21 protein-coding genes are annotated in these 20,143 nt (G+C 44.8%); 10 read left to right on the plus strand and 11 right to left on the minus strand.

Annotated elements, in window-relative coordinates; translation table 11 throughout:
- Together cysS and R7041_RS18895 are read left to right on the plus strand one after the other, a co-directional pair.
- Positions 1-927, plus strand: a 927-nt coding sequence (cysS, locus tag R7041_RS18890; protein ID WP_318128682.1) for a cysteine--tRNA ligase, incomplete at its 5' end; no start/stop codon positions are given.
- An 87-nt stretch (positions 928-1,014) separates the two neighbouring features.
- Positions 1,015-1,593, plus strand: coding sequence for a thymidine kinase (locus R7041_RS18895; RefSeq protein WP_064353799.1), 579 nt, complete (start codon positions 1,015-1,017; stop codon positions 1,591-1,593).
- Between the two features lie 60 nt (positions 1,594-1,653).
- Here R7041_RS18895 and R7041_RS18900 read toward each other — a convergent pair whose 3' ends face one another.
- From R7041_RS18900 to R7041_RS18910, 3 genes are read right to left on the minus strand one after another with little or no spacing between them, the layout of a single operon-like run.
- Entirely contained in the window at positions 1,654-2,292 is a 639-nt protein-coding gene (locus tag R7041_RS18900) for a YdcF family protein (protein WP_213968603.1), read from the minus strand.
- A complete protein-coding gene (locus R7041_RS18905; RefSeq protein ID WP_182038176.1) occupies positions 2,289-3,116 on the minus strand; it encodes an NAD-dependent epimerase/dehydratase family protein in 828 nt (275 codons plus the stop codon). Before R7041_RS18905 ends, R7041_RS18900 begins: the two co-directional genes overlap by 4 nt.
- Positions 3,117-3,134: 18 nt before the next feature.
- On the minus strand, positions 3,135-4,013 hold the full coding sequence (locus R7041_RS18910) for a LysR family transcriptional regulator (RefSeq protein WP_258512453.1): 879 nt from the start codon (positions 4,011-4,013) through the stop codon (positions 3,135-3,137).
- An 89-nt stretch (positions 4,014-4,102) separates the two neighbouring features.
- Between R7041_RS18910 and R7041_RS18915 the strand changes: the two genes are divergently transcribed.
- Entirely contained in the window at positions 4,103-4,549 is a 447-nt protein-coding gene (locus R7041_RS18915; RefSeq protein WP_182038174.1) for a PACE efflux transporter, read from the plus strand.
- Between the two features lie 43 nt (positions 4,550-4,592).
- On the opposite strand, the gene R7041_RS18920 is transcribed toward R7041_RS18915, so the two are convergent.
- A complete protein-coding gene (locus tag R7041_RS18920) occupies positions 4,593-4,826 on the minus strand; it encodes a TIGR02647 family protein (protein ID WP_005387662.1) in 234 nt (77 codons plus the stop codon).
- Between the two features lie 299 nt (positions 4,827-5,125).
- Here R7041_RS18920 and focA point away from each other — a divergent pair, with 299 nt between their 5' ends.
- On the plus strand, positions 5,126-5,986 hold the full coding sequence (gene focA, locus R7041_RS18925) for a formate transporter FocA (protein WP_005378146.1): 861 nt from the start codon (positions 5,126-5,128) through the stop codon (positions 5,984-5,986).
- 85 nt (positions 5,987-6,071) lie between these two features.
- Here focA and R7041_RS18930 read toward each other — a convergent pair whose 3' ends face one another.
- Both R7041_RS18930 and R7041_RS18935 read right to left on the minus strand, forming a co-directional pair.
- The gene (locus tag R7041_RS18930) at positions 6,072-6,209 is read right to left on the minus strand and encodes a hypothetical protein (RefSeq protein WP_005378145.1); all 138 of its coding nucleotides are present in this window, start codon (positions 6,207-6,209) and stop codon (positions 6,072-6,074) included.
- A 354-nt stretch (positions 6,210-6,563) separates the two neighbouring features.
- Complete coding sequence (locus R7041_RS18935; RefSeq protein WP_169628407.1) at positions 6,564-7,376, minus strand: ABC transporter permease; 813 nt, start codon at positions 7,374-7,376, stop codon at positions 6,564-6,566.
- A gap of 462 nt (positions 7,377-7,838) precedes the next feature.
- Between R7041_RS18935 and torE the strand changes: the two genes are divergently transcribed.
- The 4 genes from torE (at position 7,839) to R7041_RS18955 (ending at position 13,680) form a co-directional block, all read left to right on the plus strand.
- Positions 7,839-8,018, plus strand: coding sequence for a trimethylamine N-oxide reductase system protein TorE (torE, locus tag R7041_RS18940; RefSeq protein WP_005378141.1), 180 nt, complete (start codon positions 7,839-7,841; stop codon positions 8,016-8,018).
- 50 nt (positions 8,019-8,068) lie between these two features.
- Complete coding sequence (gene torC / locus R7041_RS18945) at positions 8,069-9,253, plus strand: pentaheme c-type cytochrome TorC (RefSeq protein WP_033905099.1); 1,185 nt, start codon at positions 8,069-8,071, stop codon at positions 9,251-9,253.
- 26 nt (positions 9,254-9,279) lie between these two features.
- A complete protein-coding gene (gene torA, locus R7041_RS18950; protein ID WP_005378138.1) occupies positions 9,280-11,742 on the plus strand; it encodes a trimethylamine-N-oxide reductase TorA in 2,463 nt (820 codons plus the stop codon).
- Between the two features lie 198 nt (positions 11,743-11,940).
- Positions 11,941-13,680 (plus strand): glycoside hydrolase family 36 protein, encoded by a 1,740-nt coding sequence (locus R7041_RS18955; RefSeq protein ID WP_258512451.1) that lies wholly within the window; start codon positions 11,941-11,943, stop codon positions 13,678-13,680.
- A gap of 77 nt (positions 13,681-13,757) precedes the next feature.
- On the opposite strand, the gene R7041_RS18960 is transcribed toward R7041_RS18955, so the two are convergent.
- Positions 13,758-14,972, minus strand: coding sequence for a putative manganese transporter (locus R7041_RS18960; protein WP_171344588.1), 1,215 nt, complete (start codon positions 14,970-14,972; stop codon positions 13,758-13,760).
- Positions 14,973-15,158: 186 nt separating this feature from the next.
- On the opposite strand from R7041_RS18960, the gene R7041_RS18965 reads away from it, so the two are divergent.
- Together R7041_RS18965 and R7041_RS18970 are read left to right on the plus strand one after the other, a co-directional pair.
- Entirely contained in the window at positions 15,159-16,064 is a 906-nt protein-coding gene (locus tag R7041_RS18965; RefSeq protein WP_206953192.1) for a manganese-dependent inorganic pyrophosphatase, read from the plus strand.
- A 68-nt stretch (positions 16,065-16,132) separates the two neighbouring features.
- Positions 16,133-16,522: a DUF2750 domain-containing protein gene (locus R7041_RS18970; protein ID WP_005378129.1), complete on the plus strand. Its 390-nt coding sequence runs from the start codon at positions 16,133-16,135 to the stop codon at positions 16,520-16,522.
- 82 nt (positions 16,523-16,604) lie between these two features.
- Here the strand turns inward: R7041_RS18970 and R7041_RS18975 are convergent, their stop codons facing one another.
- From R7041_RS18975 to R7041_RS18990, 4 genes are all read right to left on the minus strand, one after another.
- Complete coding sequence (locus R7041_RS18975; RefSeq protein ID WP_005393308.1) at positions 16,605-17,396, minus strand: ATP-binding cassette domain-containing protein; 792 nt, start codon at positions 17,394-17,396, stop codon at positions 16,605-16,607.
- Complete coding sequence (locus R7041_RS18980) at positions 17,393-18,388, minus strand: oligopeptide/dipeptide ABC transporter ATP-binding protein (RefSeq protein WP_005378126.1); 996 nt, start codon at positions 18,386-18,388, stop codon at positions 17,393-17,395. The genes R7041_RS18975 and R7041_RS18980 overlap by 4 nt, the downstream gene beginning before the upstream one ends.
- Positions 18,388-19,275, minus strand: a complete 888-nt coding sequence (locus R7041_RS18985) for an ABC transporter permease subunit (protein ID WP_005378123.1) — start codon at positions 19,273-19,275, stop codon at positions 18,388-18,390. Before R7041_RS18985 ends, R7041_RS18980 begins: the two co-directional genes overlap by 1 nt.
- A partial coding sequence (locus R7041_RS18990; RefSeq protein WP_318128683.1) for an ABC transporter permease occupies positions 19,262-20,143 on the minus strand: 882 nt, incomplete at its 5' end. The genes R7041_RS18985 and R7041_RS18990, both read right to left, overlap by 14 nt.

The following is a 20,143-nucleotide window of genomic DNA, read 5'->3' on the forward strand; positions in this document are numbered from 1 at the left end:
GGCAAGCTTTCTAAGCAAGACCTTGATCAGCTTCAAGCTGGCGCGCGCGTTGATATCGAAACAGCAAAACGCAGCCCTCTAGACTTTGTACTTTGGAAGATGTCTAAGCCGGGTGAACCAACGTGGGAGTCACCATGGGGTCCTGGTCGTCCAGGTTGGCACATTGAGTGTTCAGCAATGAACTCTTCAATCCTAGGTAACCACTTCGACATTCACGGCGGCGGTTCTGACCTTCAGTTCCCACACCATGAAAATGAAATCGCGCAATCATGCTGTGCACACGATACACAATACGTGAACACATGGATGCACAGCGGCATGGTAATGGTAGACCGTGAGAAGATGTCTAAATCTCTAGGTAACTTCTTTACTATCCGTGACGTTCTTGGTCACTACGATGCTGAAACAGTGCGTTACTTCCTAATGTCTGGTCACTACCGTAGCCAGTTAAACTACAGCGAAGATAACCTAAACCAAGCACGTGCTTCGCTTGAGCGCCTGTACACATCTCTACGTGGTTTAGACCTAAACGCGGCGCCTGCTGGTGGTGAAGAATACGTATCTCGCTTCACTGCAGCGATGAACGATGACTTCAACACACCAGAAGCGTACTCAGTTCTGTTCGACATGGCGCGCGAAGTTAACCGCCTGAAGACAGAAAACCTAGAGAAAGCGAGCGAACTCGGTGCGCTAATGCGTGAACTAGCTGACGTGATCGGTATTCTTCACCAAGATCCTGAAGCCTTCCTAAAAGGTGATGCGGGTAACGATGATGAAGTGGCTGAAATCGAAGCTCTGATCAAGCTGCGTAATGATTCTCGCGCTGCGAAAGATTGGGCGAATGCAGATATGGCTCGTGACAAGCTGACCGAAATGGGCATTGTTCTGGAAGATGGTCCAGAAGGCACAACGTGGCGTCGTAAGTAATTGAATTTTCATTTTTAAAGGGCTGATAATTCAGCCCTTTTATTTTCCATTTCCATAAATTAAAACTTTAACTTTAGGTAATGCTCTGTGGCTCAGATGTATTTCTATTACTCAGCAATGAATGCGGGTAAATCAACAACGCTTCTTCAATCCTCTTTCAACTATCAAGAACGCGGCATGACGCCAGTTATTTTTACGGCTGCGCTAGATGATCGTTTTGGTGTCGGTAAAGTGAGCTCTCGTATTGGTCTTCAATCTGACGCACATTTATTTCGTCAGGATACCAATTTGTATCAAGAGATCGCAGGTCTGAATGAGGTTGAAAAACGTCACTGTATTCTTGTTGATGAATGTCAGTTCTTGTCGAAAGAACAAGTTTATCAACTTACTGAAGTCGTTGATAAGTTGCATATTCCAGTATTGTGTTACGGCCTTCGCACCGATTTTCTAGGCGAACTTTTTGAAGGCAGTAAGTATCTATTATCTTGGGCAGACAAGCTGGTTGAGCTCAAAACAATCTGCCATTGTGGCCGCAAAGCGAATATGGTTATTCGTACCGATGAACACGGCGTGGCAATTAAAGAAGGCGATCAAGTTGCGATCGGCGGTAACGATAAGTATGTCTCCGTATGCCGCCAACATTACAAAGAAGCGCTCGGTAAATAAGCCGTATTGATACAGAAAAGCCACCGTACTTGGTGGCTTTTTGTTGTCGGTTAGAAAAAGCTAGCCTAAGTCAAAACCAAACCGCTCGAGTAAAACCTGGTAAGAAGATTCAACTTGATGAGGGATGTTCTGCTTGGTTTGAAATCCTTTCTCTGGATAGCTTTTTACGCGAGAGAAATCTTCCATTAGTGCTTCTAGCACCATCATTAATGGCATGTCTTCATTAATGTATTCAAAAAATGGAAGAGCCGCAGAGCTTACTTGGAGCTGAGTGTAGGGTGACTGCCACTGTTTTTCAAATGTCGCGATTGCTCTACGCTCCATAAACGGTTTTTGTACCAGAATAAACGAGGAACACTGTTTTCCTTCCTCTTTTAATCGTTGCTCAGTAAAGCGAACATTTTCTCCACTGTTTGTGGATTCAGTTTCGAGCAAAATTGCTTCACTTGGAACGCCCGACATCTTTGCAATCTCGGCAAAGGTTTCTGCTTCGCTTTTTTCAAACAGTCCATCTGTGAAGCGACCTTCACCCCCTGAAAATACAATCAAAGGTGCCAACTTTTGGTGGTAGAGCTTGGCAGCGTGCTCCGCTACACGCACATCATTACTGCACATCACAAACAAACAGTCCGCAGGCTTCAGTTTATGTTTGAGTTGCATGTAATCCCAAAGCGTTTCTATATGTCTATAGAGTCTCATAGCGCATCCAAAGTTGAATTGAAGTGAAATCGATAACCAAGTGAGAGTAGTTTGTCAGCAAGAATACGCTTGTCAGCTTGCTCTGTGACGGGTGGAAGAGGTATCTCACTTCCGATTTTGTTTATGGCAGCTTGGTAGAACTCAGCCTTGCTGACAGTATGAGGTGTCGTAACGTTAATGACTTGGTTGCTTAAATTGCCTAAGGCAAATTTCGCAGCCGAGACAGCATCATCTTGATGAAGCATATTAGCTGGTGCTTTACGACTAACTTGTTGAAGCCTTGCTGCAAAGCGAGATGGGTGTCTATCTGGCCCGATTAATCCGCTACAACGCAGAATAACAAAGCTAATATTCGAGTCGATAACATGCTGCTCTGCTTGAAGCATAATACGTGCATTGTCAGAGAAATAAGGGCTTTCGGCTGCTAAAGAGAGTGACGCGTCAGCTTCTTCCATATCGGAAGCAAGGTTAGGGTAAACCGTGGTAGAGCTGATCATGAGAAGTTTTTCAACGTTGTTTTGCTTAGCTGCGTTGGCAAGTATTTGCCATTGCTGGGCATATTCTTGACCGCGTCCTTTACGAAATCCTGGAGGAAAAGCACCGATAACGTGCGTAATTTGATGCTGTTTGAGCAGTTCATCTAGCCGTGCTGTGGCGTTCAATTGATTGAAATCGAACAATACGGAGTGAGTTAATGAGGTGGGTAACTCTTTTAATCGAGTTTGGCTACGACGAGTGACGACAACATAGTGTCCATCTTTCATCAATGTTTCTGCTAGCGGAGTTCCGAGCCAGCCTGCACCTACGATCAATGTATTTGCCATTTGGGTCTTCCTACTTACTTATGTCTGCCCGAATAGGTTGAGCAGTTCTGCTTTGACTTGTTGATGGAGGGGATCTGAATGCCATTTCTGGTGCTGAATAAGGTCAACATTGACTTGCCAAGCCAGTTTTGTGAAATCATCCCCAACTTTTTTTAATGTATTAGGTGAATACGCGACTAAATGCTGTGGTAGAAAGCACCAACCAAACCCTTTATTCGCCAATTCCAACAAAATATAGTAGTTACCAGCGTACCAGATATCTGGGCTAAATGCTTGATTGAGACCACATGGCTCTGCACTTTTGGATCGTATGACCAATTGACGATGTTGTTTTAGTTGATCAATGTGAGTGATTTGCTGCTTTGCTAAAGGATGTGTTGAAGAGACATAGACATCAAATGCAATATTGCCAAGATTGGTGAAATCGATGTGCCTTGGCATTTGTAAATCACTCAAAATAATCCCAGTCGTGGCGCGTTCCGACTTAACCAATTCAATGATATCAGGGCTTGATGCCGTTAAGCATTCAACTTGTAAGTGTGGAAAGCGTTGCTCTAACTTCTTTAGCACATCCGGCAAGCGAGTCAGAGGAATCCCTTCATCAATAGCTAAGACTAATTTGTTCGTTGGCGTGGAAAAGAGCTGCGATGCCCTATTGTTTAGGCGGTCGAGTTGGCTGATTGTTGCTTGTGCATAGGGTACGAGAGCGAGGCCATTCTCAGTTAATTTAGGGTACCTGCCTGATCGATCGAAAAGCTCAACGCCACAGTCGATCTCCATATTCATGATGTGCTGGCTCACTACAGATTGAGCTCGCCCCAGTTTTCTAGCTGCTCCTGAAAATGATCCTGCTTCTGATGTAGCAATGAAAGCTTGCAGTTGTTCGATGGTAAACATATCGCTTAAACCGATGGTATCTAACTTTTGGTTATCTAAATAATAGATAAAATTCTAAGCATTGAGTAGAACTATTTGGACAGAGAAATATGACTCGTAACGAACGAATTTTTCATGCAGTACTTTTTGAGTTAATCGCACTCGCGATTGTTGTACCAGCGGCTTCATTGATCACTGGAAAGGGCTCTAGTGATCTCGCGTTGGTTGGGGTCGGGTTGAGCATGTATACCGTGATATGGAACTACATCTACAACTTGTACTTTGATAAGTGGTTTGGTGACAATCGAGCTGAGCGAAGTTTAGCGATGCGGCTTGGACACACTATTGGTTTTGAGGGAGGATTAATCTTTATCTCTCTACCTGTGATTGCCTGGTTCTTAGAAATTACGCTTCTTCAAGCTCTGATGCTGGAAGCCGGCTTCCTCGTTTTCTTCCTATTTTATGCCACTGGTTTTAACTGGTTGTATGACAAGGTTCAACCATTTAGCAAAATGAAAAAGCGATTATTGCCACAGGCATCGACAGGAAAAATATAGGACTAAAAAACGCCACCGAGTTCGGTGGCGTTTTTTGTTCAAATTACACAGACAGAACTCTCAAAATCTTATCTGCATGTTCTGCAACTTCAATGCCTTCGTCTGTTAGATAACCACCGTCAGGCTGTGTACAAAGTTGCTTCTTATATAGACGAGCAACGGCTGCCTGCATTTCTTCTGACGCGTCTGTATGAACTTTAATACCAGTTGCAGCACTACTTAGGTCGAACTGAAGAAGTAGATTCAATTCGGCGATATGTTCAGCTGAATATTTCATAAATGATTCCTTTGCGCTTTTTTTACCAAGCTAGTCTGAAAAGTAGCGTTGGGCAACATTCAACGACAAGAAGTGTTAAGTATGGCGCTATCAGGCTGATATAACGCAGGATCTTTGTTCGAAAGGCCGAATACTTGTTAAGTATCAATGATACTTACGGTAGCGAATGATAGGCGCTATTTATTGCTTGATCTCCCAATAACAACGATTTTAGTAAACACGCCAAATAGCACTTGAAAAAATAGGGAAATAGAGCGATTATCCGCGCCTCTTTAAATGTTTCTAAATGTTACACCAGAATGAACTTTAATCAGTTTGACTCACTATTACCGCCACAAGCTGCGGAACGCGCGGCTGAAGTGGGGGTAGGCAAAGCAACGAAAGCTCCAATCAAATCTTTTCTGCTCGCCATTTCTGCGGGGCTTCATATTGGTATTGCTTTCATCTTCTATACCACGGTAACGACAGGCGCAGGCGAGCTGCCTTGGGGCATTACACGACTCATTGGTGGTCTGGCATTTAGCCTTGGTTTGATTTTGGTGGTGGTTACTGGCGGCGAGCTTTTCACTAGCTCTGTGCTGACACTAGTTGCGCGTGCGAGTGGAAAAATCTCTTGGCAAGCACTTATCAAAAACTGGTTGGTGGTTTACTTTGGCAATATGGTTGGGGCCATTTTGCTCGTGGCCTGTATGCTAGTTACCAAGCAATATATGTTTGATCATGGCCAAGTTGGTCTTAACGCGATGGCGATCTCCCAACACAAATTACATCATGGTTTCTTTGCTGCTGTTGCGCTTGGCATTATGTGTAACGTATTAGTTTGTATTGCAGTTTGGATGACGTTTAGTGGGCGAACATTGACAGATAAAATAGCGGTCATGATTTTGCCTGTGGCTATGTTCGTGTCGGCAGGTTTTGAGCACTGTATTGCGAACATGTTCCAAGTACCTATGGCGATTGGTATTAAGTACTTTGCGCCAGAAGCGTTTTGGCAAATGACAGGGGCAGATATTGCAAACTACGCGGACTTAAACATGATGGGGTTCATCGTAAACAACCTAATTCCTGTTACGATAGGAAACATTATTGGTGGTGGCGTATTTGTTGGCATGTGGTATTGGATGATTTATCTACGCGATGAAGATAACCATTTGCGATAAGTTTAGAAGATCACAAGAAAGGCGAACCAGATGGTTCGCCTTTCTTTTTATTTGTCTCTGCAAATGTCAAATAAGTCGAGTCATGTTAAATCAACTCTTCGTTGATGCCAAAATCGGTTGGGAGCCAATGAGAAGTTACTTCCTTTGGTTCTTGAACGAGCCAATCCAGAGGTGCATCGGACAGGAGTTCATCGTAATTTTCTTTGATCATTAAGACATCCATGTACGTCTCTCCAAGTTTGTGGTCACTGCCTTTACTTTAAAATTAGAACATGTCAGTCACGTGATCAATGCATGACGATTCGATTGATTACTTATGTTGCTATGTTTCTGGTTGCGTATAGGTTTTGGGGGCTTATCCACATTTTCTGTGGATAACCTGTATCAAAGGTCGTGCGTATCTAAACTTACAAAGAAAATTTCATAAAATTAGAGGCTTATATCAAAAAGAATTCTACCTGACTTTTCATCTGAAAGCGTCTTGATGAGTGCTCGAAGAATAGTTGAGTTATTCAGTTATAAGTACGTTCGACTTGGCAACATAAGTTGTTTAACGGGCTTTACCCACAAGCGCCAACTAACCGTGAGTTTTGGTCGATTCGGGTTGCTCGATTTTTATCTTGATTCGGCCTTCTTTGGTTTGTACCCAGCGCAGTGTCATTTCTAACGTTATGGTTACGGAGGCACTCAACATAACGAAAATAGCCAGCATAATTACTAACTGGTATTTAATCGCAACCATCGGGCTCGCGCCACCTAGAATTTGACCGGTCATCATACCCGGTAAGGTAACCAGCCCTGTAGTGGCCATAGAAGCTAAAGTCGGGGCAAGGGACTTTCTAAGAGCCTCCTGAATGAAGGGGAAGGATGCGTAGCGAGGAGAGGCTCCAAGTGAGATTGCAGCCTCATATTCTGCTTGTCTCTGCTCAAAAGCCGTAAACAAATTCTGAAGAGCGATGATATTACTACTCAAGCTGTTACCCAATAACATACCAGCAAGTGGGATCATGTACTGCGCATTGTAAATAGGGGATGGTTGCACTAAGCCTGCTGTAATTGCTATCAGAAGTGGTATTAGACCACAGGTAAGGCCCGTTAGTAGCGGAAGCATAAGTGGCTTTTTAGGTAAGCGAGCTTTTCCCGCAATTGAGCTGGCACCAATCAGTAGCATGATGGCAAGCCAAAGTATATTGACAAGTAAGCTGTTTAATTGAAAAAGATATTCTAAATACACGCCAATCAATATGAGCTGAAGTGTCATTCGGATAACACTGATTATGGTGTCTTTTGCTATCCCTAATTTGTAGCGGACATTGATAAAGAAGGGGACCAATAAAATCAAACCAAACAGTGCCAGTTTGACCCAGCTTATATCCACCACGTTATCCATAATCGCTCCTTGAAAATACGCGAATAATTGTATCTAAGCCTCCCCTTTATATGAACCACTATGTGCACTTTTTGCTGTTCTTAAAGTAAACCTTGAGTGCTATTTTAGACATTAACACGCAGCATTCTGTTTACAAGTGGTTATCTTTTTCGGAGTTTTTAAGTCGATTTATGGCATGGTAATTACGATTTAAATGTGATCGATGTTTCTTAAATGTTGGTTATTTAACAACTCCTTAAAAGACTTATTTTGTCACATCTGTTCATGTTTTTTAATAAATAACATCAATCCATCATATCTCTGGATGAGCTCAAAAAAGTGTTGAATTACAAGGTTTGAGGTCGCTTATTTGATTGAACCCTACTATTAGTATGGTCTAACATTTTCCATTAGAGATTGTAAAAAACTTAAGCTTGGTTACGCGGGCTTTTCAATAACACTAGATACAAAATAGGCAAATGTATGAGTGATGTTAATAAAATTGAGAGTGGTGAAAAACGCTCCCTGGAGTGGAAGTCGTTCCTCTTCATTGCAGTTGTTCTCTTCCCAATTCTGAGTGTGGCCTTTGTTGGCGGCTACGGGTTCATCGTTTGGATGTTGCAAGTCTTCTTCTTTGGGCCTCCAGGCGCGCACGGCATGTAAGCCAGTGAGCTCATAACCACACTTTTGAAAAGATTTTAAGAGAGCAAATAATGAAATCATTAATCATTAAACTGTGGCGTACCATGACGCGCCCAGCTGTACATATCAGCCTAGGTGTGCTGACTATGGGCGGCTTTATTGCTGGTGTTATCTTTTGGGGTGGCTTTAACACCGCTCTAGAAGCAACCAACACAGAAGAATTCTGTATTAGTTGTCACACAATGCGTGACAACGTGTACGTTGAGCTACAAGAAACGGTGCACTGGAAAAACCACTCTGGTGTTCGTGCTACCTGTCCTGATTGTCACGTTCCACATAACTGGACAGATAAGATCGCTCGTAAGATGCAAGCTTCTAAAGAAGTATTTGCACAAGTATTTGGCAACTACGACGAACCGGGTGTGTTCGAAGAGCGTCGTATCGAACTTGCTAAACACGAATGGGATCGTTTCTCGGCAAACAAATCTCTGGAGTGTAAAAACTGTCACAACTACGAATCGATGGATTTCGAGCAAATGTCTCCTACGGCTCGTATCCAAATGAAGCAAGCCGCTGAGAAAGATCAAAGCTGTGTTGACTGTCACAAGGGTATTGCGCACAACCTACCAGCAGGCATGGACAGCATTGGCGGTATCGTGGGTGATCTAGAGGGTATGACTTCTAACACAGATTACGGCGTTGGTCAGCAACTCGTGAGCGTTCGTCACCTACCAATTTACTTTGATGCGCAAGGCAGTAAAGAAGCTGGTCTTCTTAATCCAGCATCGACCGTTAAAGTTCTTGAAGACAAAGGCGAGTTTGTTGAGATCGAAATTGACGGTTGGCGCAAAGCAAAAGGTTTTGGTCGTGTAATTCAAGAAGACTTCGGTAAGAACATTGCGACTGCGTCTCTGATGAAAGAAGCAGCAACAGACAGCAGCATTGTGACGACTGGTGAGAAAAAAGTGGATGAGTTAACAGGCCTTCCTTGGGAAAAAGTAGCGGCGAAAGTATGGATTAAGAAAGAGTCTATGCTGAACGACATCAATCCTGTTTGGGAAAAATCTCGTGAAGCCTACAAGACCAATTGTTCTGTATGTCACACTCAACCTGCGGAAGCGCACTTCGACGCGAACACCTGGCCAGGTATGTTCGACGGTATGTTGGCGTTCGTTAACCTAGATACAGACAGTGAAGCACTGATCTTGAAGTATCTACAGAAACACTCTTCAGATTATGCTGAAGGTCACCACTAATAAGCGTCGGATTGGAGTAATTTTAAATGGCTATTACACGAAGAAGTTTTCTTAAAGGTGTAGCAACCACAAGTGCAGCGTCAGTAATTGGTCCTAGCTTATTGGCGTCCGCCTCTGCAAATGCCGTTGAGACGACAGGTACTTGGAAAGTAACCGGTTCTCACTGGGGCGCGTTTCGCGCCCACATCTACGCGGGTAAAGTTCAAGAGATCAAGCCGCTAGAGCTAGACAAAAACCCAACAGAAATGTTGAACGGCATTAAGGGTATTATCTACAGCCCTTCACGTGTTCGTTACCCAATGGTTCGTCTAGATTGGTTGAAGAAACATAAATACAGCGCAGATACTCGCGGTAACAACCGTTTCATCCGAGTAACTTGGGATGAAGCGCTAGATTTGTTTTATCGCGAACTAGAACGTATTCAAAAAGACTACGGCCCATGGGCGCTGCATGCAGGTCAAACAGGTTGGAACCAAACGGGTTCATTTAACAACTGTACTGCGCACATGCAACGTGCAGTAGGTATGCATGGCAACTTCATCACTAAAGTAGGTGACTACTCGACGGGTGCAGGTCAAACCATTATGCCGTACGTGCTAGGCTCAACCGAAGTTTATGCACAAGGTACGTCTTGGTCTGAGATCCTAGAAAACTCTGACAACATCGTTCTTTGGGCTAACGACCCAGTGAAAAACCTTCAAGTAGGTTGGAACTGTGAAACGCATGAGTCGTTTAAGTACCTTGCACAACTAAAAGAAAAAGTGGCAAAAGGTGAGATCAACGTTCTATCTGTAGACCCAGTGAAGAACAAAACTCAGCGCTACTTAGAGAACGATCACTTGTACATCAACCCGCTGACAGACGTAGCGTTCATGCTCGCTGTGGCACACGTGTTGTACAACGAAAACCTGTACGATAAGAAATTCATTGATACTTACTGTCTAGGCTTTGAAGAGTTCATTCAATACGTTCAAGGTAAGACAAAAGACAAAGTAGAGAAGACGCCCGAATGGGCAGCAGCGATTTGTGGCGTGAAAGCGGACAAGATCCGTGAATTCGCACGCATGCTAGTCAGCGGTCGTACACAGATCCTGATGGGTTGGTGTATCCAGCGTCAAGAGCACGGTGAGCAGCCATACTGGGCAGCGGCTGTGGTTGCTGCAATGGTTGGTCAAATCGGTCTACCTGGCGGTGGTATCTCTTACGGTCACCACTATTCAAGTATCGGTGTGCCTTCTACTGGTTTCGCGGGCCCTGGTGGTTTCCCTCGTAACCTTGACCAAGGTATGAAACCGAAGTGGGACAACAACGACTTTAACGGCTACAGTCGTACTATCCCAGTTGCACGTTGGATCGACTGTCTGCTAGAACCTGGCAAAGAGATCAACTACAACGGCGGTAAAGTGAAACTGCCAGACTTCAAGATGATGGTTATCTCGGGTTGTAACCCATGGCACCACCATCAAGATCGTAACCGCATGAAGAAAGCGTTCCGCAAACTTCAAACGGTTGTAACGATCGAGTTTGCTTGGACTGCGACATGTCGTTTCTCAGATATCGTTCTACCGGCGTGTACGCAATGGGAACGTAACGACATCGACGTATACGGTTCATACTCGAACAAAGGTCTGATTGCGATGCATCGCCTCGTTGATCCATTGTTCCAATCTAAGCCTGATTTCCAAATCATGAGTGAACTTACTCAGCGTTTTGGTCGCCGCGAAGAATACACTCGTGGTATGAGCGAGATGGAATGGATCGAAAGCCTTTACAACGATTGTAAAAAAGCGAACGAAGGTAAGTTCGAAATGCCAGAGTTCAATGAGTTCTGGGAGAAGAGCGTACTAGACTTCGGTGAAGGTAAACCTTGGGTTCGTCATGCGGACTTCCGTAAAGACCCTGAGCTTAACCCACTAGGTACGCCGTCTGGCTTCATCGAGATCACGTCTCGTAAGATCGGCCGTTACGGTTACGAACACTGTCAAGAGCACCCAATGTGGTTCGAAAAATCAGAGCGTTCACACGGTGGTCCTGGTTCAGATAAATACCCATTCTGGTTGCAGTCTTGCCACCCAGATAAGCGTCTTCACTCTCAAATGTGTGAGTCTGAAGAGTTCCGCGCGACTTACGCGGTACAAGGTCGTGAGCCGGTTTACATCAACCCAGCGGATGCCAAAGCAAAAGGCATCAAAGATGGTGATTTGGTACGTGTATTCAACGGTCGTGGTCAGCTGTTAGCTGGTGCTGTTTTGACTGACAGCTACCCACGTGGCGTTATTCGTATCGAAGAAGGTGCATGGTACGGTCCTCTAAACGAGAAAGAGGGCGCAATCTGTACCTACGGTGATCCTAACACGCTGACGCAAGACATCGGTTCTTCTGAGCTTGCACAGGCGACTTCTGCGAACACATGTATCGTAGACTTCGAGAAGTTCACAGGTAAAGTGCCACCAGTCACTTCATTTGGTGGTCCGATCGAAGTTGCTTAATTAGTGCAGTTTGCATAAATCGAAATACCAGCCTCAGGGCTGGTATTTTTTTATCAAAATTTCAGTGAGCGTTGTCTCAATAGTAACTTCATAACGTTAAACGAGACTGGTATTCGTGATGATGGTAACGAATTGGGTGAGACAAGCAGGAGATAATGCGCCAAGCTAAACAATAATAATTAAGTGAGTAGACCCATTATGGCTCAGAGCATTCAATTAGCAAATCACACTGAGATCACTGTGAATAACAATGACTTCCAAGTTGAAGTCGAGGGTAATCAATTACATTTTTCTTTTGCTGGTCTTCACAATAAAACCTTTACCGACCGTGAAGTGTTATTCGAAATGTCGTTTTTGTACGAGCACGAGGCCAACGTAATTGGGGATGGTTTTCAAATGTTGGCGCAAACGGCGGGAACGATCAATCACCCCGTTGATATTGGTCGCTGCCCAGACAATAATCCTTCTTATCGAATCTACCCTAAAGATGCCCCTAAGCGTTATTACAACTATTTAGTGGTGGAAGGTTCAGCGGGCTACACATTATTTGGCTTCACATCATGTCATCGCTTTGCAGGCTATTTTGATGTTGTGCTGCGTGATGGGCATTGGGTTTTATCAGCCGCAATTGATGGTGAGTTGACTCAAGTGGCGGATTGGGAAAGTAATCAACTTGAGTCCGTGGCGGTACTCTGCGGTCAATCACTGTCCGAGCTTTATCAAACCTATGGCGAGATGATTGCAGAGCATCATCCTGTTCGCCAAGGTGTGACACAAGATGCGCCTGTTGGTTGGTGTTCGTGGTACGCGTACTACGCAGACGTGACAGAGCAAAACATCATGCAGAACGTAGATTGTATGCAAGATAAGCTCGAAGACCTAGAGTGGGTACTTCTGGATGATGGCTATCAAGCCTTTATGGGCGATTGGTTAACCCCATCAGATAAGTTTTCTGGTGGCGTAAAAGAGCTCATTCATAACATCCGTGCAAAAGGAAAAAAGCCGGCAATTTGGATGGCGCCTTTCATTGCACAGCCTGAGTCGGAGATCTTCAAACAGCATCCAGAGTGGTTTGTTCGCCACAAGGATGGTGGCTTACTTAAAGCAGAAGATGTCACATACGGTGGTTGGCGATGCACGCCTTGGTACATACTCGATACCTCAAACCCAGAAGTACAAGACCATCTGACGAATGTAGTCTCTGTCATGAGACAAGAGTGGGGCGTTGAGTTGTTCAAGCTAGACGCGAACTATTGGGGCACCTTAAAAGGTGTTCGCAAACAATCTGGTATTACAGGCGTTGAGGCGTATCGCTTAGGAATGGAAGCGATTGCTAAAGGCGCTGGTGATGCGTGGCTTTTAGGTTGCAACGCGCCAATGTGGCCATCTCTGGGACTTGTGGATGCAATGCGTGTTTCTGACGATGTAGAGCGTCATAGTCGTCGATTCGAACAGATAGCCAAAGAAACCTTTTACCGTAGTTGGCAGCACCGAAAACTGTGGCAAATTGACCCGGATTGCGCGACATTCACTTCATTAGCTAATCAAGCCGCATCCAGAGAAGAGTATGAATTTCATCGCACGGTGTTATTAGCTAGTGGTGGTTTGCTGCTGTCTGGTGACCCGCTCCCTGAGATTACACCGTTTGCTAAGAAGACACTGTCTAAGCTCATGTTACGTCAACAACGTAACCAACAATCTGCAAAGTTTACCGCTTTGAGTTTAAATCACGCGTTTTTAAAACTAACGACGAAGAATGACCTCCATTGTTTGTTTAATTATGCGAGTTACGGAGCGATGGAATTTACGCTGACGTCTGATCAACCGGTGGACTGGTATGATTACTGGACAGGGGAAAAGCTAAACCAAGAACCTTGCCAGTTGTTAATGGTGAGCGTGGATAAAGGGCTCAATGCGAAAGCGATCGTTACAGCATAGCGTGAAGTAAATCGCCCAATACCGAGATCAAGAAAGGAGCCTACTGCGGCTCCTTTCTCGTTTTGATGCTCTGGGCGTTAGAACTCGAATAAAAAGTAATACCCGTATCCAACAATAAACGCAGGAATGGACGAATAAATTGTCGCGACCAAAGCAGCTTTCGGTGCCATAGCAATGGCGGGGAATAGGGCGTCACCATCATTGGAAATCGCATTGGCCAGTTGCGCAGAAAGTGGCGCTGCACCAGAAATGTATAGGCTAGTGACTAAAATTTGCGGTCCGCAACCAGGCAACATACCAATGGCTAGGCCAGCTAATGGCATCCAAATTCCCCAATGAGAAAAGGTTTCTACAAGGTCGAGTCCAGAAAAATAGGTTGTCAGCTCAAACGCCAGAAAAGCAACGATCACCCAAGCACTGACGAAATTCGTATCTTGTGCTGCTTTTTGAATCGGATGTGAGTCCACGATTTTTTCATCTTCAGAGACCGTTGACTGATAATCGCCGAGCTCTTTTGTCATCGCCCACAACGACATTGTGATCACCGCGAAGATAGCGCCTAGCCATTCAATGGTATTGGTCTGCAAAGACAACAGCTGATTAATATCTATTTGGAAAGACATTAACACAGCAACGACACTAGCAGGCACAATAAGCCATTTCCAAAATGCGCCTTGTAGATTGATTGCACGTTGTTCAAGGGGTGTGTGTCGGTCTGTCTGGTGTTGGCAACAAGCATGTGTCTGAGGTGCTTCTTTTGGTTCTGGTCGCAGAAAGTTATCAGCATGAAAAGCATTAACGACTAACCCTGAAAGAGTACCCACGATAATGCCTAATCCAACCACGCCTAATCCAACACTTGGCTTGGCGGCAAGAAGTAAAAAGGCAGCGTCACCCATTGTTGAAGTAAGTACCGCGACAATCGCACCAAATCCCACTCGGCCACTAATAAATTGCGTTGTCACAACAATAGCGCCACCACAGCCAGGCAAAGCACCCAACAAAGAAGCAAAGAAAACCTGATGATTACGCGAGCGATGATATAGCTCGGTAATTCGATTGGTTTTCGACATAAAGTTTGAAAGATAATGATAAATAGCCAATGTGGCAGCAACATAGCATGACACTGCCCAGAATGAGTCGGATAGCGTCTGTACGGCTACGTCACGTGTATTTTCATTGCCTAGCAAAATGAGCATGACGATAGGGATCAGCAATCGCTTATAAGCTAAACGAAACTGAGTAGGCTGAAACAACTGTTGTGCAGAGTGTAATAATTGGGTCGCGTTCATCGTTTACTCAAATGCAAATAGGAATAATTATCATTATATGTAAATGAGATTTATTCGCAATAGCATTGTGAACTTTTCTTCGTGTCAAACTCTCTGAAATCAGGTAAAATATCGACCTTTGTGAGCAAACACGCCCTAATTAACTGTATTAGGCGGCGTATAAAATTGACTTGAATAGGAAGAAACATGATTCTAGTTGTAGGTCATAAGAACCCAGACAGTGACAGTATTTGTAGTGCACTCGTTGCAACTGAACTTCTAAAAGCGCGTGGCGTTGAAGCTATGCCAATTCGCCAAGGCGAAATCAACCGTGAAACTCAGCACATCCTAGAAGTTGCTGGCGCTGAAGTTCCTGAGCTTCGCACATCAGTTGCGGGTGAGACCGTTTGGCTAGTAGATTACTCAGATCTAGCACAAGCACCAGACGATATCGCAGAAGCTGAAATTGCGGGTATTGTTGACCACCACCGTCTAGGTGACGTGATGACAGTAAACCCAATGGAAGCATGGATCTGGCCTGTTGGTTGTACCAACACTGTTCTATTCAACATGTTCAAGATTGAAGGTCACGCGATTACTCCACAAATTGCTAAGCTAATGATGTCAGCAATTCTATCTGACACAGTAGGTTTTGCTTCTCCAACTTGTACACAAAAAGACAAAGATGCCGTTGCTGAACTAGCGGCAATCGCAGACGTACAAGATGTGAACGCGTTCACTAAAGATCTTCTAATTGCTAAAACAAACATCGAAGGTCTATCAGCGGCTGAGCTTGTTGAGAAAGACCTTAAAGGTTACCCATTCAACGGTCGTGACGTAGTGGTTGGTCAAGTTGAACTTGCAACTCTTGAGCAAGTTGACGGTATGATCGAAGCACTAGAAGCAGACCTAGAATCTCGTTGTGAGAAAGATAACCTAGCGTTCGCTGCTGTAATGCTAACAGACATCACGACTGCTCAAACTCGTCTTCTATACAAAGGTGAGTGGGCTGAGAAGCTTGTTAAGCACGAAAAAGACGGCATGCTAATGATGGAAAACACGCTAAGCCGTAAGAAGCAAGGTTGGCCTTGGCTTCAAACTGAGCTAGCTTAATTTTCTAGCATATACTTTAAATGCCCGCCTAGCTGCGGGCATTTTTCTATGGGAAATAGGAGACGAATATGTCTGAGCAACTGACCCAAGAGCAGATGGATACCATTAATCGCTACAACGAAGAGCAACGTTTAAAGTACTGCGTAAAAGAGATTGTGGCGAATCGTAAGGTTTGGATTCTGAAAGACGAACATGGCTGTGTCATGTTAAATACAGAAGATGATGATTGTGTACCAGTATGGCCAAACGAAGAGTTCGCTTTGCAATGGGCGAATGGTGATTGGGAAGATTGCGAGCCTGAGGCGATCTCTTTAAACAAGTGGCACAGCCGTTGGACCTCTGGTCTAGAGGATGACGAGCTATCGATTGTTGTATTCCCAAATCAAAATGAAGAAGGGGTCGTATTGTTTCCTGACGAGTTTGATTTTGAACTGCGCAAACAAGCGAGCCGCCGTTAGTTCTTTGATTAGTACCCATGCAATAAAGAAGCCTGCGTTAAAGCAGGCTTCTTTACATTTGCACGATTACATCTTTGATAAGCTATTTTGTTTGATGGCTTGGCGCTTTATAAAAGTGGCTTTCGACTAGTCGTTGAGTAATAGGATGCTCGGGATGAGTCAGTACTTGGTTGGTCTCGCCAAACTCGACCACTTCACCTTCATGCATCACCATCACTTTATCAGTAATATGCTTAACAATGCCAATATGCTGAGACACGTACACAAATGACAATCCCATCTCTTCTTGCAACTCGAGGAATAAGTTAATGATCTGCGAGCGCATTGCCATATCCAAACCGTTTAACGCCTCATCAGCGACAATGATGGAAGGTTGAAGAATAAGTGCACGAGCCAAACACACGCGCTGTTTTTGACCTGCCGCTAGCATTTGTGGATAAAAATAGGCGTGCTCAGGCAGCAATCCTACGCGGAGTAGGGTGTTCTTTACACGCTGCATGCGCGCATCTGGCGGCATGTTGGTATTTCGCTTTAGCGGACCTTCTAAAATACGACCAATCTGGATTCGTGGGTTTAACGATGTGTTTGGATCTTGGAAAATCATGCGGATGAGCTTGCAGCGTGTCGCGTAATCTTTGTGCTCCAATCGTTCGCCATTCACACGGATCTCTCCGGAGCTTGGTTCAACAACGCCAGCAAGCATACGAGCTAGTGTGGATTTTCCTGACCCGTTTTGACCAATAAAACCAATAGTTTGTCCTGGCTCTAAAGTAAAGCTTACCGGTTTAACTGCCTCATTAACCTGACGTTTGAACAGACGGGAGCGCGTAACAAATTGCTTCGATAAATTATCGACTTCAAGTAACGCACTCATGACTTTTTCTCCGTGTTCAATGGAAAGTGGCAGTTAAATTTATGATTCTTAATTCGTCTGGTGTGTGGAATTTCAACACATTGTTTCTGCGCATACGGGCAACGTGGTCCGAGGCGACAACCGATAGGTAGATGCTGCAATGGCGGAATCGAGCCCGGTAGGGATTGGAGTTTTTGCTTGTGTGGTACCCAATCATTAAAGTCAGGCATCGCTTTAAGCAAGGCATCGGTGTACGGGTGCTTGGGTGCCGCAATGATTTTACTGGTATCGGCAGACTCCACCGACTGACCACAATACATTACCGTAATACGTCCTGCCCACTGTGTTATGGTCGCTAAGTCGTGGCCGATAAGCAAAATGGTTGTGTTATTAAGTTGGTTCATGCGGCTCAACAGACGCAAAATTTGCGATTGAGTAATCGGGTCTAAGTCGTTGGTTGGCTCATCTGCGATCAGCAACTTTGGTTTGGTCGCTATCGCCATGGCAATCATGACTTTTTGACACTCACCATCAGTCAGTTCATAAGGGTAGCTACCCATTAAACGCTTGTGATCTTTAATACCCACTTTATGCAAAAGCGCGATGGCCTGTTTTTTACGCCATTTAAATCGCTCCCACCATTTCCCTTCAAATGCGCGAGATGGAATGGATTCAATCAATTGACGCCCGACTTCCTCTGAAGGGTCAAGACAAGTTGAAGGTTCTTGGAAAATCATCGCAATATCACGAGCAATGACGCGCCGACGCTCTTTTGGTGTAAGCTGAAGCAAGTCAATATTGCCAAGGCGCATACGGTCTGCGGTGATGCGCCAGTTATCTTTACTTACCCCGACAATCGCTTTTGCAACTAAGCTTTTCCCTGAACCAGACTCACCTACAAGACCACGAATTTCGCCTTCGTTCAAAGTTAGGCTCATTCGGTCAACGGCTTTGACCAACCCTTGAGGTGTTTCGATCTCAATGGTCAAATGTCGAATATCTAACAACGGCATTATTCGATCCCCGCATTAAGCGCTTGACGTACACCTTCACCTACTAAGTTTAGGGTAATAACAGTAAACATGATGGTCAGGCCGGGTAGGGTCACTGTCCAAGGTGCAATATAAATAAGCTCGACAGAGTCACCTAATATTGCTCCCCACTCGGTGCTTGGGGCCTGTGCGCCTAGGCCAAGAAAACCCAGTGCCGTAATATCTAAAATCGCAGCAGAGAGCGCGAGTGTGATTTCAGCGGCAATGACCGTCAGAATGTTAGGAAGAATTGAACTCCACAGTAAGTAGAAATCATTAGCGCCATCAAGGCGTGCTGCCATTATGTAGTCTTTTTCAACTTCGGTGTGGACTGCGATATAAACGGAGCGAATAAAACGCGGAATCAAAGCCAAGCAGATTGCGAGTAAAATATTGAACCCACCAAAGCCTAGAAATGCCACAAAAATGATTGCTAATAAGAGCGACGGGATCGACATGACGGTATCGAGCAAGTGGTTGAGAGTACTCGACAGTAAGCCTTTCGTCATACCTGCCAATACGCCAATTAAACAGCCTACAACGGCAGCAATTGCGGTGATGGCGACAGCAGCGCCAAATGTTAGCTGAGAGCCCATAATCAGGCGCGAAAGAATATCTCTACCTAAGTCATCGGTCCCCAAAAAGTAATCAACCGTCCCTGCTGGGGCCCATGATGGCGGCACAAGCAACTCACCTGACTGTGCTTGGGCGTCAAATGGTGCAAGTAGGGGGGCAAAAATGGTAATAAGGACGATAAACACCAAGCACCACAAGCCAAACATGGCTAGTCCGTTGGCACGGTAGCTTCGCCAAAATCGCTCAAACTGAGTTGGAATGCGCTCTTCCTGATAAACGTTATTTGTTAGCATACCATTCCTTTCGAACTAAAGGGTTAATCATCGCGCCAATCAAATCCGAGAGAATGTTAGCGGTAAGAACCAAAGTCGCAAGTACCATCACGCCAGCTTGGATAGATGCATAGTCTTGGCTTGCTAGCGCATCTAAAAGCCAACGACCAATACCTGGCCAGTTAAAAATAGACTCCGTGATGATAGCTAAGGTAATCATACTCGAAAGTTGAACACCAACTTTGGGAATGATAGGCGGTATCGCATTCCGCAATACATGTTGAGTTACGATTTCGCGGTTAGAAAGACCTTTGATTCTCGCTGCACGGATGTAGTTTTGGCTCATCACTTCCGCTACCGAGGAACGCATTAGTCCGACAACCTGGGTGGTTGGAGCCAAAGCGAGCACCAAACATGGCAGCACCATATGCTCAATAACGCTTTGCAGTGCATGAGCGCGGTATTCGCCTTTCGCCATGAATGCGTCGATAATGGCAAACCCGGTTACATGATCAATTTCGTAAAGTAAATCATACCGTCCCGCAACGGGAAAGAGTTGGTATTCCAATGAAAAGACCATGATAAGTAACAGAGCCACCCAAAAGATTGGGGCGGAATAACCAGACATCGACATGAATGAAATGCTGGTGTCGAGCCATTTACCTTGCTTCATCCCAGCCACGGTTCCAAGTGGAATACCGATCAAAAGGGACACCAAAAAGGCAAAAAAGCACAGTTCCAAAGTGGCAGGGAATACGACGGCGAGCTCGTCATAAATCGCGTTGCCGTTTTTACTTATGCCAAAATCAAGCTGAGAAAGGTTGATTAAGTAAGTTTTCCAACCAGACCAAAAATCAACGTTTGCCCAGTGCGAGAGAGGGTCAAGGCG

Origin of the sequence: Vibrio sp. 1751 (assembly GCF_033339895.1) — a bacterium.
Taxonomy (GTDB): domain Bacteria; phylum Pseudomonadota; class Gammaproteobacteria; order Enterobacterales; family Vibrionaceae; genus Vibrio; species Vibrio alginolyticus.

What these genes read in the sequence shown, in the direction of transcription:
- R7041_RS18900 (WP_213968603.1), bottom strand. Translation starts at nt 2,292, where the DNA reads ATGAGACTCTATAGACATATAGAAACGCTTTGGGATTACATGCAACTC.
- R7041_RS18905 (WP_182038176.1), bottom strand. Translation starts at nt 3,116, where the DNA reads ATGGCAAATACATTGATCGTAGGTGCAGGCTGGCTCGGAACTCCGCTA.
- R7041_RS18910 (WP_258512453.1), bottom strand. Translation starts at nt 4,013, where the DNA reads ATGTTTACCATCGAACAACTGCAAGCTTTCATTGCTACATCAGAAGCA.
- R7041_RS18915 (WP_182038174.1), top strand. Translation starts at nt 4,103, where the DNA reads ATGACTCGTAACGAACGAATTTTTCATGCAGTACTTTTTGAGTTAATC.
- R7041_RS18920 (WP_005387662.1), bottom strand. Translation starts at nt 4,826, where the DNA reads ATGAAATATTCAGCTGAACATATCGCCGAATTGAATCTACTTCTTCAG.
- focA (WP_005378146.1), top strand. Translation starts at nt 5,126, where the DNA reads ATGAACTTTAATCAGTTTGACTCACTATTACCGCCACAAGCTGCGGAA.
- R7041_RS18930 (WP_005378145.1), bottom strand. Translation starts at nt 6,209, where the DNA reads ATGGATGTCTTAATGATCAAAGAAAATTACGATGAACTCCTGTCCGAT.
- R7041_RS18935 (WP_169628407.1), bottom strand. Translation starts at nt 7,376, where the DNA reads ATGGATAACGTGGTGGATATAAGCTGGGTCAAACTGGCACTGTTTGGT.
- torE (WP_005378141.1), top strand. Translation starts at nt 7,839, where the DNA reads ATGAGTGATGTTAATAAAATTGAGAGTGGTGAAAAACGCTCCCTGGAG.
- torC (WP_033905099.1), top strand. Translation starts at nt 8,069, where the DNA reads ATGAAATCATTAATCATTAAACTGTGGCGTACCATGACGCGCCCAGCT.
- torA (WP_005378138.1), top strand. Translation starts at nt 9,280, where the DNA reads ATGGCTATTACACGAAGAAGTTTTCTTAAAGGTGTAGCAACCACAAGT.
- R7041_RS18955 (WP_258512451.1), top strand. Translation starts at nt 11,941, where the DNA reads ATGGCTCAGAGCATTCAATTAGCAAATCACACTGAGATCACTGTGAAT.
- R7041_RS18960 (WP_171344588.1), bottom strand. Translation starts at nt 14,972, where the DNA reads ATGAACGCGACCCAATTATTACACTCTGCACAACAGTTGTTTCAGCCT.
- R7041_RS18965 (WP_206953192.1), top strand. Translation starts at nt 15,159, where the DNA reads ATGATTCTAGTTGTAGGTCATAAGAACCCAGACAGTGACAGTATTTGT.
- R7041_RS18970 (WP_005378129.1), top strand. Translation starts at nt 16,133, where the DNA reads ATGTCTGAGCAACTGACCCAAGAGCAGATGGATACCATTAATCGCTAC.
- R7041_RS18975 (WP_005393308.1), bottom strand. Translation starts at nt 17,396, where the DNA reads ATGAGTGCGTTACTTGAAGTCGATAATTTATCGAAGCAATTTGTTACG.
- R7041_RS18980 (WP_005378126.1), bottom strand. Translation starts at nt 18,388, where the DNA reads ATGCCGTTGTTAGATATTCGACATTTGACCATTGAGATCGAAACACCT.
- R7041_RS18985 (WP_005378123.1), bottom strand. Translation starts at nt 19,275, where the DNA reads ATGCTAACAAATAACGTTTATCAGGAAGAGCGCATTCCAACTCAGTTT.